The sequence below is a fragment of the Scopulibacillus cellulosilyticus genome (genome assembly GCF_042665295.1).
GTDB classification, from domain to species: Bacteria; Bacillota; Bacilli; order Bacillales; family Sporolactobacillaceae; genus Scopulibacillus_A; species Scopulibacillus_A cellulosilyticus.
Window position 1 is genome coordinate 1 of the sequence record NZ_JBHTCO010000011.1, and the last position, 17,886, is coordinate 17,886.

Annotated in this window: 16 protein-coding genes and 1 other annotated feature; of the genes, 15 read left to right on the forward strand and 1 reads right to left on the reverse strand. The window is 38.4% G+C overall.

The annotated features are described in order from the left end of the window. The first annotated feature begins 400 nt into the window (after window positions 1–400). The 3 genes from ACFQRG_RS09405 to ACFQRG_RS09415 all read left to right on the forward strand — a co-directional run bounded on the left by ACFQRG_RS09405 (window position 401) and on the right by ACFQRG_RS09415 (window position 4,162). Window positions 401–2,158 carry a LysM peptidoglycan-binding domain-containing protein gene (locus ACFQRG_RS09405; RefSeq protein WP_380965640.1) on the forward strand — a complete coding sequence of 586 codons (1,758 nt, stop codon included), beginning with the start codon at window positions 401–403 and terminating at the stop codon, window positions 2,156–2,158. 73 nt (window positions 2,159–2,231) lie between these two features. Further along, a complete protein-coding gene (locus ACFQRG_RS09410) occupies window positions 2,232–3,143 on the forward strand; it encodes a hypothetical protein (RefSeq protein WP_380965641.1) in 912 nt (303 codons plus the stop codon). Beyond that, window positions 3,140–4,162, forward strand: a complete 1,023-nt coding sequence (locus tag ACFQRG_RS09415) for a hypothetical protein (protein ID WP_380965643.1) — start codon at window positions 3,140–3,142, stop codon at window positions 4,160–4,162. Before ACFQRG_RS09410 ends, ACFQRG_RS09415 begins: the two co-directional genes overlap by 4 nt. Here the strand turns inward: ACFQRG_RS09415 and ACFQRG_RS09420 are convergent. Beyond that, the gene (locus ACFQRG_RS09420; RefSeq protein ID WP_380965644.1) at window positions 4,146–4,328 is read right to left on the reverse strand and encodes a hypothetical protein; all 183 of its coding nucleotides are present in this window, start codon (window positions 4,326–4,328) and stop codon (window positions 4,146–4,148) included. The two genes, ACFQRG_RS09415 and ACFQRG_RS09420, sit on opposite strands and share 17 nt — an antisense overlap. 146 nt (window positions 4,329–4,474) lie before the next feature. Further along, window positions 4,475–4,723, forward strand: a binding site (T-box leader). A 48-nt stretch (window positions 4,724–4,771) separates the two neighbouring features. Between ACFQRG_RS09420 and ACFQRG_RS09425 the strand changes: the two genes are divergently transcribed. The 12 genes from ACFQRG_RS09425 to ACFQRG_RS09480 all read left to right on the forward strand — a co-directional run bounded on the left by ACFQRG_RS09425 (window position 4,772) and on the right by ACFQRG_RS09480 (window position 17,869). Then, entirely contained in the window at window positions 4,772–7,414 is a 2,643-nt protein-coding gene (locus ACFQRG_RS09425) for a valine--tRNA ligase (protein ID WP_380965645.1), read from the forward strand. 75 nt (window positions 7,415–7,489) lie between these two features. Further along, window positions 7,490–8,794: a bifunctional folylpolyglutamate synthase/dihydrofolate synthase gene (locus ACFQRG_RS09430; RefSeq protein ID WP_380965821.1), complete on the forward strand. Its 1,305-nt coding sequence runs from the start codon at window positions 7,490–7,492 to the stop codon at window positions 8,792–8,794. A 225-nt stretch (window positions 8,795–9,019) separates the two neighbouring features. Continuing rightward, entirely contained in the window at window positions 9,020–9,778 is a 759-nt protein-coding gene (locus tag ACFQRG_RS09435; RefSeq protein ID WP_380965646.1) for a prepilin peptidase, read from the forward strand. 115 nt (window positions 9,779–9,893) lie between these two features. After that, window positions 9,894–10,937: an SPOR domain-containing protein gene (locus tag ACFQRG_RS09440; RefSeq protein WP_380965647.1), complete on the forward strand. Its 1,044-nt coding sequence runs from the start codon at window positions 9,894–9,896 to the stop codon at window positions 10,935–10,937. A gap of 412 nt (window positions 10,938–11,349) precedes the next feature. Further along, window positions 11,350–12,039, forward strand: coding sequence for a RadC family protein (gene radC, locus ACFQRG_RS09445; RefSeq protein ID WP_380965648.1), 690 nt, complete (start codon window positions 11,350–11,352; stop codon window positions 12,037–12,039). Between the two features lie 72 nt (window positions 12,040–12,111). Then, entirely contained in the window at window positions 12,112–13,149 is a 1,038-nt protein-coding gene (locus ACFQRG_RS09450) for a rod shape-determining protein (RefSeq protein WP_380965649.1), read from the forward strand. A gap of 18 nt (window positions 13,150–13,167) precedes the next feature. Then, a complete protein-coding gene (gene mreC / locus ACFQRG_RS09455) occupies window positions 13,168–14,022 on the forward strand; it encodes a rod shape-determining protein MreC (RefSeq protein ID WP_380965650.1) in 855 nt (284 codons plus the stop codon). Between the two features lie 3 nt (window positions 14,023–14,025). Then, on the forward strand, window positions 14,026–14,544 hold the full coding sequence (gene mreD, locus ACFQRG_RS09460; protein WP_380965651.1) for a rod shape-determining protein MreD: 519 nt from the start codon (window positions 14,026–14,028) through the stop codon (window positions 14,542–14,544). Window positions 14,545–14,607: 63 nt separating this feature from the next. Further along, window positions 14,608–15,288, forward strand: coding sequence for a septum site-determining protein MinC (gene minC, locus ACFQRG_RS09465; RefSeq protein ID WP_380965652.1), 681 nt, complete (start codon window positions 14,608–14,610; stop codon window positions 15,286–15,288). 18 nt (window positions 15,289–15,306) lie between these two features. Further along, window positions 15,307–16,104 (forward strand): septum site-determining protein MinD, encoded by a 798-nt coding sequence (gene minD / locus ACFQRG_RS09470; RefSeq protein ID WP_380965653.1) that lies wholly within the window; start codon window positions 15,307–15,309, stop codon window positions 16,102–16,104. 135 nt (window positions 16,105–16,239) lie between these two features. Beyond that, window positions 16,240–17,019 carry a peptidoglycan DD-metalloendopeptidase family protein gene (locus ACFQRG_RS09475; protein WP_380965654.1) on the forward strand — a complete coding sequence of 260 codons (780 nt, stop codon included), beginning with the start codon at window positions 16,240–16,242 and terminating at the stop codon, window positions 17,017–17,019. Further along, window positions 17,012–17,869 carry a M50 family metallopeptidase gene (locus tag ACFQRG_RS09480; RefSeq protein ID WP_380965655.1) on the forward strand — a complete coding sequence of 286 codons (858 nt, stop codon included), beginning with the start codon at window positions 17,012–17,014 and terminating at the stop codon, window positions 17,867–17,869. Before ACFQRG_RS09475 ends, ACFQRG_RS09480 begins: the two co-directional genes overlap by 8 nt. Window positions 17,870–17,886: the final 17 nt, after the last annotated feature.

Sequence of the window (17,886 nt, forward strand, 5' to 3'; positions counted from 1 at the left end):
GGTTTTAAGCGTTATGATCGTTTACGATTACGTGTTTTATTACATCATCAATATAAATCAATGGGATATCAGTTAGGTTAAGGAGTAGGAACTATTACTCCTACCCCAACATTTGACGTAGAACCTTTTTTAAAATATCACTCTTAGGGCATGAAAGCTGTTTCTCTGAATACACATTAAAGTAGACATATTCATAGACTTACCGCATACATCTTTAAGAGGATGTTCAAAAAGTCCGGGAAACATTGCCGTCGATACTGTGGGTAAGGTGATCTTTCGCCGAAGATTACTCATTGGAGTATCTCCACTTCTCGTCGCAACTCGCAGTAGTTCGAGATGTAATGCTCGTTCCCTTTTTGAACACGAACTTTATAATGAAAACCTTGAAAGGGTGAGAAACGTGTCCCAATCTTCTTCAAAAAGCTTGCAATTCTCAATTAACGAAACGATTTGGTTAAAGGACGGAGAAGCTGCCGAAGAGATTCTCTCAATGGCCTTGGAACCGGACATCACGATAGAAGAAAACAGAAGCTATGTTTCCATTAAAGGAGGATTAAGACTCACTGGCGAGTATAAGCCGGCAGAAGATAAAGGGTTGGCAAATCAGCCTGATCCGACTACCTTCCGAACAATTGATGAGATTACCGAGAGTGATTCCGGAACATCATTGATTGAACATCGTTTTCCTGTTGATATAACAATTCCATCCGAGCGAATTCATGATCTCGAAGATGTATTTGTTATGATTGAAACCTTTGATTATAGTATGCCTGAAAAAAATTGTATTCAGTTAGAAGCGGATATCTCTATAACAGGTCTGATCGAAGAAAATTCTTTTCCGGCTTACGGAGATGATAATAATAATGACAGTGAAAATGCCGTTAATCATCCGTATCTTGCCGATAAATCACTGGAATCAGAGCAAACAGATGATTTTCATCCGGACAGTAATGAAATACCTTTCCAACAAAGTTTTCAATTTGAGGCCTCAAGAGATGTTGACAATAAACCGGATCAACAAGAAAGCCCGCAAATAGAAATGAAGAAAAGGGAAGAAGATCACAAGAAACAATCAACATCTTTTAGAGAGGACAAGGACCAATTTTCACCTTTTAATCATTATTCTTTGTCCAATCAAGACTTTGGCGATCATGATGAGAAGTCCATTAATCAGATATCTCAGGATGATATCCTTCCATTGCGGCCAATTTTCCCTAATATAGATAAAATACCGGAACAAGATGAGGTTCAAACAAATACGGACTCACAATATCAATATAATTATAATCAAATGAAAAAGGATACTGACATAGAATGGGAGCATCAAGAAGCGCTTCGCCAAAATTATAATGAAACGTCCGACGATGAAAGCCTGGAACTTTATGACAATCAACACGGCGTCGAACAAGATCAAGTTAATAATGATAGAGATAACATTGATGAAGCTGCTCAGAAAGTTCAATACGAAAATTTTGATATATCAAATGAAGAAGATGAAACAACAGAATACAATGAGGATTTGTCCTATTCAAAACGGGAAAATGAAAGCAGCAGCTATAACGGAGAAGACCATGATTCGATAGAAGAAACTGAGGATGAATCAAATTATCAAGAAAATCAGAATCATGCCGAAAGCGATAAAGGCAGATTTGAAAAAAAGATTAAGGTCGTTCCTAAAGAAAACAAGAATGTAAACAAAAAAGAAAACAAAAAAGAGACGAAAGAGGAAAACAAAAAAGAAAACAAAGAAGTTGAAAAGCAAAATAAAAAATTAGAGAAGTCTGAAGAAAAAGCGGTTAAAAAGGAAAATAAGCAAAAATACAAGGAAAACAAAAAAGAGAAAAAGGAAATTGAAAATCAGGAAAATGTGAATAAGGAAGCAGAAAATGAAGAAAAAGGGTATGAGTCAGAAAACGAACCTAAGAAAAAAATGAGCAAACGTGAAGAAAATGCTTTATACCTGACAAGTATGCTGACTAACGAAAATGAACAATTTTCCAAAGTTAAAATGTGCATTGTACAAAGCGGTGATTCAATTGAATCTATCTCGGAGCGCTACCAAGTACCAGTGACGAGCATTTTAAGAAAAAACAATTTAGAGTCTGATTTTGTTGATGAAGGGCAAGTGTTATATATTCCGATTCCAAAAAAACGTTAATAAAACTGTTCAAAAATTGAGTCCTCGTATTTTGAATAAAAGATAAAAAATACAGAAGGGACCATATGTTATTATGGATATCCTCTCTTTAATTAAAACACATTATTATTTTGAAAACGCAGCATGGTCTCGTGAACATGAGCCAATCATTGAGACCGGCACCGAAAAGAAAAAAGTTTATTTTTGGCGGGATTTTAATACTCTGCAATGGCATATTAATTGGCGGCACAGGTTATATTGTGACGCCTTTTATGTTGACCGGATGCTGGTGACCGGATCCGGTCAGCTTTTTATTCCATTTGAATCAGGCGGGTTTTTAACATGTCATGATGTATTAGAAGAACGCGCTGACTTGGAAGGCAATGAAAAATCATGGGGACAATTTATCGGTACTGTGTTAAACAGAAGTATGGTGCCAGCAAAAGGTTATTCTCAATTATTAAGTCAAAATATAGAAAAGACATATCAAACATTTGAATATATGCATAGATGGCAACCGCAAATAAATAGTGCAGAGTATCAAATGATAAAGCGCTGTGTACCGACAGTCGGGGAACGGATTAGAAAAATGAAGTCTTTGCTGCGTCAAAACGAGTTAGAATATGTACCATACACGACGGCTTTTTTACCGGTTGAAAGAGGAAAATGGCTGTCCGGCAAACTATTTTGGGAGATTGGTCAGTCAACACCTGTTATAGGATACAGAACCTTTTCTGATTTTCTAAAGAAATGGTTAATGGCAACCAATGAAAAGAGTTTTTACAATTTAGTAGAAACTGTTGACAAGATTTCTCCCTTAAACCGTCATGCACATCAACTATTAGCAGATTTATATTTTCCGGATGAATGGCAAAGAATGGTTGATAACTTACGATTTGAACGTCAACAAATATTATTTGAACAGTTTAAAACAGAATGGGATGCAACGAGCCGGACAACAACTTTTTTTTATCAATTTCTTAAGGAACAGGGGTATGTTTTATGACAACGGCTGCCGAAGAAAATGAGCTTTCCCGTGTGTTATTTCATTATGATTTTACGCCGGCTCATATTGAGCAAAGGAATTCTATTATTAAAATAGAAACTTTTCGGGGGATTTTTGCTTTAAAAGGGACACCTATGTCCGCGTCAAAACAGCAGTCCTTTCTTGCTGCCCGCAACGCTTTAACCAGCCGTTCGTTGAGTGCTTTGCCTATTCTGCCAAATAAATATGGAGACCATTTTATCAATAGTGAAAGTCAATGCTATTATTTGATGCCTTGGATAAATGAGACAACAACTGATTTGCATGTTAAATATGAGCGGTTAATAGATGCCGCGGCTGCCTTGCATAGCGGGACCGTACAGACAGTCAGGAAAAATAAAGAAGAGACTGAGACATTTTATCAACAAATCATGGACAGATGGCAAAGAAGAAAAGAATTTTATGAACGTTTTGCCGACTTTGCTGAACACAGGATTTACCCTTCACCATTTGAACAATATTATTTGACAACCTTTGTACAATTAATGAGAGAACACGAGCAAATGAAAAATGTTCTTGACCAATGGTCTCAAGCTAATGCCGAGTCCGAAGAAGATCGCATTGTTTTATGTCACCGCCAACTTTTGCCGGAGCATCTCCTGATAGAAAATGAACAAAATTATTTAATAAGTCTCGAACACGTACAACCGGACCGACCGGCTTCGGATTTAGTTTTTTTATTAAAAAGGGCAAACAAGGATCTCCGGTTCGATGAAGAACAATGTCATCAAATGATACAGCGCTATCTATCCCAATTCCCTTTAAGCAGTCAAGAAAGGTTATTGTTAAGAGGCATGATTCATCAAACAAATGAGTTTCATCAAATTCTTGTTGATTACATTGAAAGGACTGATCGTACTGGTGATATCACTTTTGTTGAAAGATGGTCAAAGACCCTTTCCGTGTTTGAAGGGATATATCATTTGGATAAAGTTTTAGATCAAACCGAAGAACCGGGACAGTCTAAATCCACCCCTTAAGAAAACAAATATAACAACAAATAAGCAAAACGAGAATAATAACATCAATTCCCGTAGCAAAGAAAATGGTTCGTAATAATTGAAAGCAAATGAGCGGAAGAAGAATAACTTCAAAACCGTCTCTGATTTTTCTTAGCCAAGGCGGCATATTAAAGCGATTAAACATATGCTTATCCCCCTTTAAAGTATTCTTTATACAGTCTATGAAAAACGCCCATGCTTGTGACGTATAAATATGATTTTATAGGTTAAAATAAGAACATCTGTTGACGAATGAGCATATTTTTAATTAAAATAAGATTGTTAATATAAGTAGATGCTGAGACAGGGAAGAGTACATGATTGGAAGCTATAAGAGAGAGAAGTCATTAGCTGAGAGGCTTCTTTAGCGGAAGATATGGAAGTCGCCCTTGAGCTGCTTTTTTGAATAGCTTGAAATAGTGTTCAAATTGAACATCCGCTAAGTAGAAAAAGCCGGTTTTACACCGTTATCCAGTTAAGCGTGTATGGATTATTCCGTATAAATTAAGGTGGTACCGCGGAGCTTTCTTCGTCCTTTGTGAGAAGAAGGCTCTTTTTATTTTGTTCAAAAGATGAAGGAGGAAAAAAATGGAGCACACCAAACGTGAAATGGCCACAAAATATGATCCAAGCCAAACTGAAGAAAAATGGTATGATACTTGGAAAAAAAATAATTATTTTAAAGCAGGAATGGATACTTCAAAACCGCCATATTCCATCGTTATCCCGCCTCCAAATGTAACCGGAAAGCTGCACCTGGGGCATGCTTGGGATACGACGATGCAAGATTTATTAATTAGATTCAAACGCATGCAAGGTTATGATGCGCTTTACCTTCCGGGAATGGATCATGCCGGGATTGCGACTCAGGCAAAAGTTGAAGGTAAATTAAAGGAGCAAGGGACTTCAAGATATGAGCTTGGCCGCGAGAAATTTTTAGAAGTTGCATGGGAATGGAAAAAAGAATATGCAGAATTTATTCGAAAACAATGGGCAAAGCTTGGCCTTTCCCTGGATTATTCCCGCGAACGTTTCACTCTTGATGAAGGTTTGTCAAATGCCGTAAAAAAAGTCTTTGTTAATCTTTATGAAAAAGGGCTGATATACCGCGGTGAATACATTATAAACTGGGACCCGGCAACGAAAACAGCTTTATCCGATATTGAGGTTATTTATAAGGAGGTAGAAGGACATCTCTACCATTTAAAATACCCGCTTAGTGATGGTTCAGGGACAATTGAAATTGCGACAACAAGACCTGAAACGATGCTCGGCGATTCAGGAATTGCCGTTCACCCGGATGATGAACGCTATCAGGATATGATAGGAAAAACAGCTATCCTTCCTATCGTGGGCAGGGAAATTCCGATTGTAGCCGATGAATATGTAGATATGAGCTTTGGTTCCGGCGCGGTTAAAATTACTCCGGCTCATGATCCTAATGACTTTGAAATTGGCAACCGTCATCATCTTGAGCGCATCCTTGTCATGGATGAATCAGGAACGATGAATGAACAAGCCGGAAAGTACCAAGGTCTAGATCGCTTTGAATGCCGGAAACAAATTATTAAGGACTTAGAAGCTGACGGTGTCTTAGATCGGATTGAAGATCATCATCATTCGGTTGGTCATTCAGAACGAAGCGGCGCTGTTGTTGAACCATATTTGTCAACACAATGGTTTGTCAAAATGAAACCGCTCGCTGACGCATCGGTCGCCCTTCAGAAACAGAATGATAAAATTCGCTTTGTCCCGGAACGCTTTGAAAATACTTATTTGCATTGGATGGAAAATATCCGTGACTGGTGTATTTCAAGACAGCTTTGGTGGGGTCACAGGATTCCAGCCTGGTATCATAAAGAAACCGGCGAGGTATATGTTGGTATCAATGAACCTGAAAATCCTGAAGATTGGAAGCAGGATGAGGATGTTCTTGATACATGGTTCAGTTCAGCGCTATGGCCGTTTTCTACCATGGGTTGGCCAGATGAAGAAGATCCTGATTTCAAACGTTATTTCCCGACAAACACGCTTGTCACCGGATACGATATTATCTTCTTCTGGGTTGCCCGGATGATTTTCCAATCGATTGAGTTTACAGGCGGAAAGCCTTTTGATGATGTTTTATTACATGGGTTGGTCCGTGATGCCGAAGGCAGGAAAATGAGTAAATCGCTTGGCAATGGTATTGATCCAATGGATGTTATTGATAAATACGGCGCCGATGCCCTTCGTTATACACTGGCAACCGGGACAACGCCTGGACAAGATTTAAGGTTCCAATGGGAAAAGGTTGAAGCGAATTGGAACTTTGCCAATAAGATATGGAATGCATCACGCTTTACCATCATGAACCTTGGAGATTTTACTGCTGAGGATATCGATTTATCAGGTAAGAAAACTGTCAGTGATCAATGGATTTTGACAAGGCTGAATCAAACGATTGAAAAGGTTACAAATCTCTTTGAAGCCTATGACTTCGGAGAAGCCGGCCGTTACCTCTATTCATTTATTTGGGATGATTTCTGTGATTGGTATATTGAAATGGCTAAATTGCCGCTATATGGTGATGATGAGGAAGCGAAACAAACAACCAAGTCGGTTCTTACTTATGTTCTGGATAAAATTTTAAAGCTTTTACATCCGATTATGCCGTTTGTAACTGAAGAAATTTGGCAGCACTTACCTCATAAAGGAGAAACAATTCTTCTGTCTGATTGGCCAACGGTAAATGAAAAGTGGCATTCGGAATCGGCTGTACAAGAGATGACATTGCTGCAAAATATCATTCGTTCAATCCGCAATATTCGTGCCGAAATGAATGTGGCGCCAAGCAAACCCATTCATATTCAAATTAAGGCAGCGTCAGATATAGAAAAAGAAAGTCTTATTAATAATAAGGCATACCTGGAAAGATTTTGTAACCCTGAAACATTAGATATTCAAACAGAACTCGAAGCTCCTGAAAAATCAGTATCATCTATTGTGACGGGCGCAGAAATTTATTTGCCGCTTGAAGGCTTAATTAATATTGATGAAGAAATTAATCGTTTGAAAAAAGAACTTGAAAAGCTTAACTTTGAAGTTGAAAGAGTTCAAAAGAAACTAAGCAACCAAGGTTTTGTTAATAAAGCGCCAAAGAAAGTGGTTGACGAAGAAAAAGCAAAAGAAAAAGATTACCTGGAAAAACGCCAAAAAGTTGAAGAAAGAATCAAGGAGCTTCAAGGCTGAAGAAATCCTTAGTGTCAAGTTGCAAATAAGGGTGACGGACAATGTTCGTCATCCTTTCCAATGGAGGTTATTATGATGTTTAAAACAATAGAAGAAACGATGAACTGGATACATCAACTTCTTCCTCATGGTATTAAACCGGGTACGATGAGAATGGAGCGGGTCTTAGAGAGGCTTAACCATCCCGAAAGATCGCTTCGTACGATTCATGTTGGCGGGACGAATGGCAAAGGCTCAACAGTCAGTTTCCTAAGAAACATTTATCAAAAAGCGGGATTTGATGTCGGGACATTTACATCACCGTATATTACAAGCTTTAATGAACGGATTTCTGTCAATGGTGAAGGAATCAGTGATGAGGATTTAATTAAAGCGGCAAATATTATTTATCCTTACGTCAAAGAATTGGAAGGCACTGATCTTGGGACACCGACAGAATTTGAGGTTGTGACCTTAATTGGCATCGTTTATTTTGCGAAAATTAACTTTTGTGACCTGGTTATTTTCGAAGTTGGTCTTGGCGGAAGATTAGATTCAACAAACGTTATTGCGCCGTTAGTTTCAATTATTACAAATGTCGGCATGGATCATATGCAGTACCTTGGCAATTCCATTCAGGAAATTGCCCGCGAAAAAGCCGGAATTATAAAATCTGGTACAGCAGTTATTACTGCAAGTGATCATCCGGATGCTCTTAAAGTTATTCAAGAAACATCGGAAGAGAAGCATGCCAAACTATACGTTTTTGGACAGTCATTTCATATTACAGATCACGGCGGTGATGATGAAGAATGCTTTGATTTCTCATCCGTGTTCAGCCATTATTCGAACTTAACAACAAAAATGAAAGGGTTTCATCAGCTCATCAATGCAGCAACGGCATTAATGGCAGTTGATTATTTAAAAACATATTTTGCTTTGCATGTAGAAGAAGAACATGTGATTCAGGGTATTAAAGAAACGCATTGGCCGGGGCGTTTTGAAATTTTAACGGCAGATCCGCTAGTTATATTGGATGGCGCGCATAATCCTGAAGGTATGCATGCTTTAGCGGAAACGGTTGAACGTTATTATAAAGACCGGACGATTAAAGTCCTTTTTGCCTCATTAACAGATAAAAAAAATGAAGCGATGTTGGAGGAGGTTGAAAAGATAGCAGACGAGCTTACTTTCACATCATTCGACTTCCCAAGGGCAGCTAAAGCGGATGAATTATACGGTTATTCAAATCATCCGCATAAAATACAGGCCGATGACTGGCAACATGCATTAGCCGGCATGAAGCGTGATGCAGATGAAAATGATGTCATTCTTGTAACAGGATCTCTTTATTTTATTACCGAAGTTCGACAAAGCTTCAACCTGAATAAACATCAATGAGGCTTTACGATAGATAGGAAGCTGGAAATAATCCTGAATAAGCTGCGATGAGAAATGGCCTTTACTTCTTGAATAGTTCAACGGCGCAGGCACACACTCATTCCTGCATTTAAATTCACCAATCGACAAGTTAGGATCGCCTTTTATCCTAACTTGTTTTTAAATTAAAAAACTATTCCAAAGTTGATGAAATTTTAGTAAAATATGTTTAAATCTTAAAAGGATGTGAGGTTTATAGTTATTTACTTTTATATTTTTATTGTCGGGTTAATTCTTGGTTCCTTTTATAATGTTGTTGGTATCCGGGTAAGCCGGGGCCAATCCATTGCATTCCCGTCGTCACATTGTCCAAATTGCCGCCGGAAAATCCCCATTCATGAAATGATTCCATTTATTTCTTACCTTTTTTTACTCGGAAAATGCCGCGGCTGCGGTATCCGCATTTCTTTAATATATCCAATCGTTGAAATCTCCTGTGCTTTATTGTTTGTTTTTACCTTCATTATTGAACCTTCACTTTCCTCAATTATTATGGGATGGCTCTTAATCTCCCTTCTGCTTATCATTTTTGTTTCGGACATAACAGATATGATCATACCTGATAAGGTTCTTATCGTATTTTTTATTCTTTTTATCTTCTATAGAATTATTTTCCCAATCTCTCCATGGTGGCAATCTGCCGCTGGAAGTATCGCCGGTTTTTTTATTCTTTTTTCTATTAATTATATTAACAGGGGGAGCATCGGCGGAGGAGATATTAAGCTTTTTACCGTGCTGGGATATTTATTAGGTCTGGAGACTGTGTTATTAGCATTGTTTTTATCAGCATTTTTTGGTGCGGTCATCGGCGGGGGAGGACAATTGACAGGATGGTTGAAGAAGGGACAGCCTATACCGTTTGGTCCGTTTATTTCACTTGGGACGCTTATGGCATTCTTCTTTGGGGAGCAAATGATGCGCTGGTACGTATCTTTGGTTTCGTAGTGTAAAAAAATGACGAAAAGAAATTAGGACAGGACGACAAAAGTCTTGTCTTTTTTTTGACGATGTATGCTATTCTTCGATATACACGTAATATTCTGGGAAGGAGTGGTTGCTATTGGTCAAAAAAAAGACTGATCCAGACATTATTGTTAAATTTAACGGCAAGGAACATTCCCTCGAAGAAATAACTAAGGCGGAAACTGCGGCCGCTGATTCTGATAAAAGTCTTAATTGGCGTCAAGTATTTCCCAATGAAGAAAAGGAAACGCTTAAATCTGATAAAATAGAAGAGCAATCTGCTGTCACCCATGAAAGCTTGGTATCAAAATTAAAGAAAAAGAAAAGTAAGACTAAAAGTGAAAATGACCATATACCAATCTTCCTGTTAATAAAACATATTTGGATACCTCTGCTTGCGGCAATAATCGTAGGTATGGGCTTGGGATTCACTCTCCTTTTAGCTTTTTCGGGACATGGAAAAAATCATGCAGTCTCAACTGTTTCAAACACGGAAACTGCCAGTCAACCGGGCCAATCACTGAAGCAAAATGCTTCTGCACTCCCCGCTAAAGATCTCAGCCTTCATTTATATGTTATCCAAGCAGGTGTATTTTCAAATAAAAGCCAAGCAGATGCACTGGTTAATGGCTTTCACGAGCAAGGTGTGCCGGGAGTAGTTGAAAAGGACGGCAATAATTATGTATTTATTGGCGCTCAAACAAATCAATCGGATGTTAACCGTATGAAAAATTATTTCAAGGATCAAAGCATTAGTGTTTATACAAAAGATTGGACCGCAAAAAGCAAGCAGAAGACAGTTAAACGAAATGCCTATAACTTTATGAAATTAGGCAATGATTTATTAGTATCAATGATTCCCGTAAGCGGACAAATGATTCTCAATGAAGGCGGTTCAATCAATAATAAAGATATGAATAAAATAAAGGCAATGGAAAGTGAGTTAAAAAAGGCGGAAAATGAAGCTGAAGGCGTGTTTACGAAGAAAGATCAGGATAAACTTCACTCGTTTTCCAACCAAATTTCTAAAAGTGTCCAATACTTAGATAAGCATAAGGATAAACTTGATAAAAAGACAGGAAGTTACCTGCAGCAGCATTTGCTTAATGCTATGCTGCTCTATAAAGAGCTGTTATCATAAAACTCGCCGCGGTGAGTTTTTTTGTTTTGCCTTGTCATAAAAAATAAAGTCCTGACGAACCCTCTTTATTGGGATTGGATAGGAACATGAAAAGATTTTTTAATGACAGAGGAGTAACGTTATGATACATTTATGTTATCAATCATACATCCTCTTTTAACCTCTTCAACTATCATGTTAATGCTGATTTCATCCTTCCTTTTTCATGAACGCTCTTTTCAAATCTTAACTCACCCGGTCGAATCATCTATACTCAATGTCGGTAACGATGAAGTGCTCGCGTTCAAATGACTGTAAGTGCGTGTTCAAAACTTATTGAACATCTTTATTATAAGGAAATGGTTTGTCATGCGGGGAAGTATGCTTGAAAAAGCATCTTAGTCAGTCACGGAACAATTATTTAGGAGGAATTATGTTGGAAGAAGTTTTGATGATCCGTGATGTACCGAAAGAAGAGCGGCCCAGAGAAAGATTAATCAAGGAAGGCGCTCATGTTCTGTCCAATCAGGAGTTACTCGCAATTATTTTGAGAACCGGTACGAGAGAAGAATCAGTTCTTCAATTGTCTCATCGCTTGCTTCACAAATTTGAAGGACTTACTCTCCTGAAGGAGGCAAGTGTTGAGGAACTTGAAAGTGTGAAAGGTATAGGTAAAACAAAAGCCGTTCAATTGATTGCCGCGATAGAGTTAGGAAGACGTGTCAGCCAATTGCGAAACGAAGAACGTTACGTGATCCGCTCTCCTGAAGATGGAGCGAAGTACGTGATGGAGGATATGCGGTTTTTGGCGCAAGAACATTTTGTCTGTCTTTATTTAAATACCAAAAATCAAGTACTCTATCAAAAAACGATTTTCATCGGGAGTCTGAATGCTTCAATCGTCCATCCGCGTGAGGTGTTTAAAGAAGCCCTGCGGCGATCGGCAGCCTCGATTATATGTTTTCATAATCATCCAAGCGGCGATCCGACACCGAGCCGGGAAGATATTGAGGTTACGAAGCGGTTGGTTGAGTGCGGGATGCTGCTTGGTATTGATGTCTTGGATCACATTATTATTGGTGATCAAATTTTTATAAGTTTGAAAGAAAAAGGTATAGTTTAGTACTATTTTTTTCATGATATTTAAGTTATAATTTAATTTATGAGTTTTGCATCATGAAGGGAGATTACATAGATGTTTGGCGGATTTTCTAGAGATATGGGAATCGACCTGGGAACGGCGAATACGCTCGTTTACGTTAAAGGTAAAGGTGTTATAGTGAGGGAACCCTCGGTAGTTGCATTACGTACTGATACAGACACAATTGAAGCTGTAGGTAATTCAGCTAAAAATATGATTGGCAGAACTCCGGGAAATATTGTGGCTGTACGCCCAATGAAAGATGGGGTCATCGCCGACTTTGAAACGACCGCTACTATGATGAAATATTTTATTAATCAAGCTCAAAAAACGCGGTCTGTTTTTTCGCGCAAGCCTAATGTTATGGTTTGTGTACCATCGGGCATTACTGCCGTTGAGAAGCGTGCGGTTGAAGATGCGACAAAACAAGCAGGCGCAAAGGAAGCTTATACGATTGAAGAGCCGTTTGCGGCGGCGATTGGCGCTGATTTACCGGTATGGGAACCGACCGGCAGCATGGTTGTGGACATTGGCGGCGGTACAACAGAAGTAGCTATTATATCACTTGGAGGCATCGTTACCAGCCAGTCAATTCGTGTAGCCGGCGATGAGATGGATGATGCTGTGATCCAGTATATAAAGAAGACCTATAACTTAATGATAGGTGAAAGAACTGCTGAAGCATTAAAGCTGCAAATTGGATCAGCCGGCAAGCCTGAGGATATTGACAGTATGGAAATACGCGGAAGGGATCTGTTAACAGGTCTGCCGAAGACTATTGAAGTAACAGCGGAAGAGATAGCTGATGCGTTAAGTGATACAGTTACGGCAATTATTGAGGCTGTTAAAGTGACATTGGAAAAAACCCCTCCTGAACTCGCTGCCGATATCATGGACCGCGGGATTGTTTTGACCGGAGGCGGCGCTTTATTACGTCATTTAGATCATGTGATCAGTGAAGAGACTAAAATGCCTGTTATAGTAGCTGAAAATTCAATGGACTGCGTTGCTATTGGAACAGGACGTGCGCTTGAAAATTTACATTTATTCAAGTCTAAAGCAGGTATTACTTCACGATCCAGATCAAAGTAAAGTAAGTGGGTGTCTTAAATGTCCCCTTTTTTCTCAAATAAAAAACTTATCGTACTCTTAGCAAGCCTCATTGTACTCGTTGCATTAATCGGTTTTTCAATAAAACAGCAAACAAAAACGACTTGGGCTGAAGAATTCGTTCATGATACGGTTGGATGGTTTCAACAAATTTTCAATAGACCCGCTCAATATGTGGCGGGTTTCTTCGAGACTATTGATGATATAGAAAATACCTATAAAGAAAACCGTGCTCTTAAGGCTAATCTTGATAACTATGCATCCGTTGTTCAAGAAAACCAGGAAGTCAAAAAGGAAAACTATGATCTGAGGAAAGAATTGAATCTATTGAACGACCCAAGTCTTCATGATTATACGAAACACCCTGCGACGGTTATTGCCCGTTCCTATGATGAATGGAATCAAATGATTACTATTAATAAGGGTGCTCAAGACGGTATTAAGTCAGGTATGGCTGTCATAACGCCAGACGGCTTTGTTGGAAAAGTCACTAAGGTCAGTCAGTTTACCAGTGATGTCACGTTAATTACGGCTTCGAATAATGCCAATCAGATTGCAAGTATGATACAAAGCAAAAGTATTTACGGTATGATTGAAGGCTATGATCCTAAGAAAAATGTTCTATCATTTAATAAAGTACCGGTAAAGTCCAATATTAAAAAAGGTCAAACGGTTGTTACTTCAGGACTTGGCGGTGTTTTTCCTAGAGGCCTTATTATCGGAAAGGTCAAGGATATTAAAACAGATCAGTACGGTTTAACGAAGAATGTTGAAGTTACCCCGGCTGCTCATTTAAATGACTTAACAAATGTCATTGTTGTCGAGCGTCATGCGACAACTGTCAAGGGGGGATAAGCCTTGAATCATGTAAAATTATTTCTTATCCTCTTTGTTTTATTCCTTATTCAAGGGACGGTAATGACTGTTTTTTCTCCTGAATGGTTTGGTTTCAATATGGCAGTCATTCCGCACTTTATATTAGTTGCCGTTATGCTGATTGCTTTTTTTCTAAATCGCGGTACAGCTGTAAAATACGGAGTTGTCTTTGGGTTTCTCATTGATATTATTTACACCAATGTATGGGGTGTATACGCGTTTTGTATCGCTTTTACAGCCTATCTCATGAGCTATTTAACTAAAGTTTTTCACATGAATCTTATTGTTGTGCTGTTTATAAGTATGATCGGTGTCTGTTTTTTAGAATTGGAAGTTTACGGTATCTATTCTATTGTTGGTTTAACTAATGTCCCATTTGTTCATTTTCTTGAGTTTCGGCTGCCGCCTACTGCCGCTTTAAACGGCGTATTTACTATTATAGCTTTTTATCCAATGCGGCGTTTTTTAGGCAGGATGAGAGAAGGAACGGTAGAAGAATAGGCCGCAAAAAAAGGATTCCAATCATAGGATGTTGAATATATCTATGTTGAGGTGAACGATCCTATGTCTAACGTGCAGCCTTTAGTAACAATCAAAGGCAGGAAAGATGGCCTCGTTCTTTCCTTAAATGATAAATGTTCTTATGATAATCTAATCTTAGAACTTAAAGAGAAACTGTTAGTTGATACAAGAGATCATGAGGGTCCTCTTATTCCGGTAAGAATTGAAGCGGGATATCGTTATTTATCTGCGGAACAGAAAGAGGAAATAACGGATATTGTCCGCTCCAAAAAGAAATTGTATGTTGATGAAATCAATTCTCACGTTCTTTCAAAGAAAGAATGTGAGAATCAGTTAAAACAGTCCCAGCTAACTTCAAAAACTCAAATTGTCCGTTCAGGTCAAGTTCTTGAGATAGAAGGGGATTTGCTGCTTATAGGTGATGTTAACCCCGGCGCACGTGTGATAGCTACAGGAAGCATCTATGTTATGGGATCGTTGCGGGGCATCGCTCATGCTGGAAAGAATGGCAATCACGAAGCTGTGATCGCTGCATCCTTGATGAAACCAACCCAATTACGAATTGGTGAAGTCATTAGTCGTTCACCGGACAATACAGATGACAATAAAGATGGTCAAAATACAATGGAATGTGCTTTTGTCGATCCATCAGCCAAACAAATCGCCATAGACCGCATCCAGTCATTGTTTAAAAGAAACAAGCAATTAGCAAGGTTGACATGATGAGAGAGGTGTTGACAAATGGGGGAAGCCATTGTTATAACTTCCGGAAAAGGCGGCGTCGGCAAAACGACAACATCTGCCAATATTGGTACAGTTCTAGCACTTCAAGGTAAAAAGGTATGTCTAGTCGATACTGACATTGGGCTTCGAAACCTTGATGTTGTCATGGGATTAGAAAATCGGATTATCTATGATCTTGTTGATGTTGCTGACGGACGTTGTAAGCTTAATCAGGCGCTTATTAAGGACAAAAGGTTTGACTGTTTAAGTCTGCTTCCGGCTGCACAAACCAGGGATAAAACCGCTATTACCCCTGAACAAATGAAGAAAATCATTGATGATTTAAAGCGGGAATATGATTACATAATTATTGATTGTCCAGCGGGGATTGAACAAGGATATAAGAACGCTGTTGCTGGGGCAGATAAAGCAATTGTCGTTACAACACCTGAAATTTCTTCTGTCAGGGATGCTGATCGAATTATCGGTTTGCTTGAGCAGGATGAAAATCTATCTTCACCCCGTTTAATTATTAACCGAATTCGTAATCATATGATGAAAAATGGCGATATGCTGGAAATTGATGAAATTATGAATGTACTCGCTATTGATTTGTTAGGTATTGTTATGGATGATGATGCGGTGATTTCCGCTACAAACAAAGGTGAACCGATTGCCCTTAATCCTTCTTCCAAAGCATCGATTGCTTATCGGAATATCGGCCGGCGTATCCTTGGAGAATCAGTACCGTTAATGTCGCTTGATGAAAAACCTGGATTTTTTCAAAGAGTTAAGCAATTGCTGGGTATGCGTTGATTAAACCCGGTTGGGAATATTCCCAACCGGGTTTTTTTAATAATAATAATTGCTTAATGTATCTTTTACCCTTCAGTCATAACTTGTCCTCAGATAACATAAGTTGTACAAAGACGGGTAAAGGAAGGGTTAGCGATGAAAAAGATTGATGAGATTAGAAAGAGGCATAAGAATAGAAAAAATTCATTTAGTTTTTCAAGTAAACAATCAACTTTTCACTCGCATCAACATTCCGCGGACGACTTTTCCGAATATAAGGAATACAAGAAGCCAACCAATGACCAAAACAATTGGCATCCCTTATTTCAAGTGCAAACTTTCATTGTCAAATGCCTGATATCCGGTTGTTTAGTATTAGCGACAGGCATTGTTTATAAACAAGCTGACAGCCGCTTGAACGTTGTTAAAAGCGGTGTGTCAAAGGCTATGAATGATGAATTTAAATTCGCTAAAGTATCAGGGTGGTATGAAGATACATTCGGAAAACCGCTAGCTTTATTACCTTTCCTAGATCAGTCTCCGGATAAAAATAATAAGGAAAATAAGTCTAATAAAATGGCTTATGCTGAGCCGGTCAGCGGGCAAGTGACCAGGAAATTTTCAGCTGCCAATAAGGGTGTATTAGTTAAGACGTCTGCTAATTCACAAGTTAAAGCTGTTAAAGACGGCTTTGTCGTGTATGTCGGTAAAAAGGCTAAAACAGGTGAAACGGTTATTATACAGCACAAAGACGGCAGTGAATCCTGGTATGGAAAATTGGACAATGTTGATGTTAAAACTTATGACTTTGTAAAAAAAGGTCAAAAGGTTGGCAAGGTTTCCAATGGTGATCATAATCAGAAAGGAACTTTTTATTTTGCATTAAAAGAAGGTAACCAATTCGTTGATCCCATTCAGGTGATTAAATTTGAATAATTTTTATTTACCAAAATTTAAAATTCATCCAGTTTTCTGGTTTGTACTTGCTGCCGGATTAATTACAGGTCACTTTTGGGATATTGTCATTGTGTTTTTTATTGTTTTTATTCATGAATGCGGCCATGCTGCAGCTGCTATGATAGTAGGATGGCGGGTCACAGCCATAGAACTGCTTCCTTTTGGAGGTGTTGCCAAGGTTGAAGATCACGCTAACCGGCCTCTTAAAGAAGAATTATTTGTAACTATTGCCGGACCGTTGCAGCATTTATGGCTGCCTGCTGTTTCTTATCTTTTAGCACCAACAGAGTTTTGGAGCTATTCCCATCATCATTTATTTTTAACATACAATACGATGATTTTGCTGTTTAATTTATTGCCTGTTTGGCCATTGGACGGCGGGAAACTTCTTTATATCCTTTTAATGAGGCGCTTGCCTTTTAAAAAAGCTTATCACTATTCCTTGATCATTTCGCTTATTATATTAGTTTTACTCACCGTTTTTCTTTTAATCTTTTATCCTTTTTTACTGAGTTACTTTGTTGTTGCCAGTTTTTTAGGCTTGTCAATTTATAAAGAGTGGAGACAGAGGCAATATGTTTTTATGAGGTTTTTATTGTCCCGTTGGCGGGAATATCAAGATAAATCCAAGTACTATAAGCCGCTCATCGTACCTCCAAATATGCCAATTATAAATATTTTGGATTTGTTTTACAGGGGAATGGATCATCAAATTATTATTCGCAATCATAATAAACAGCGGGTCATTAATGAAGGAGATTTGTTGAATCTATATTTTAGCGGTCATTATGCACGGCACAGAATAGGTGAATTGTTCAAGCTTTGCTGATCGCCGTTTGACGTATG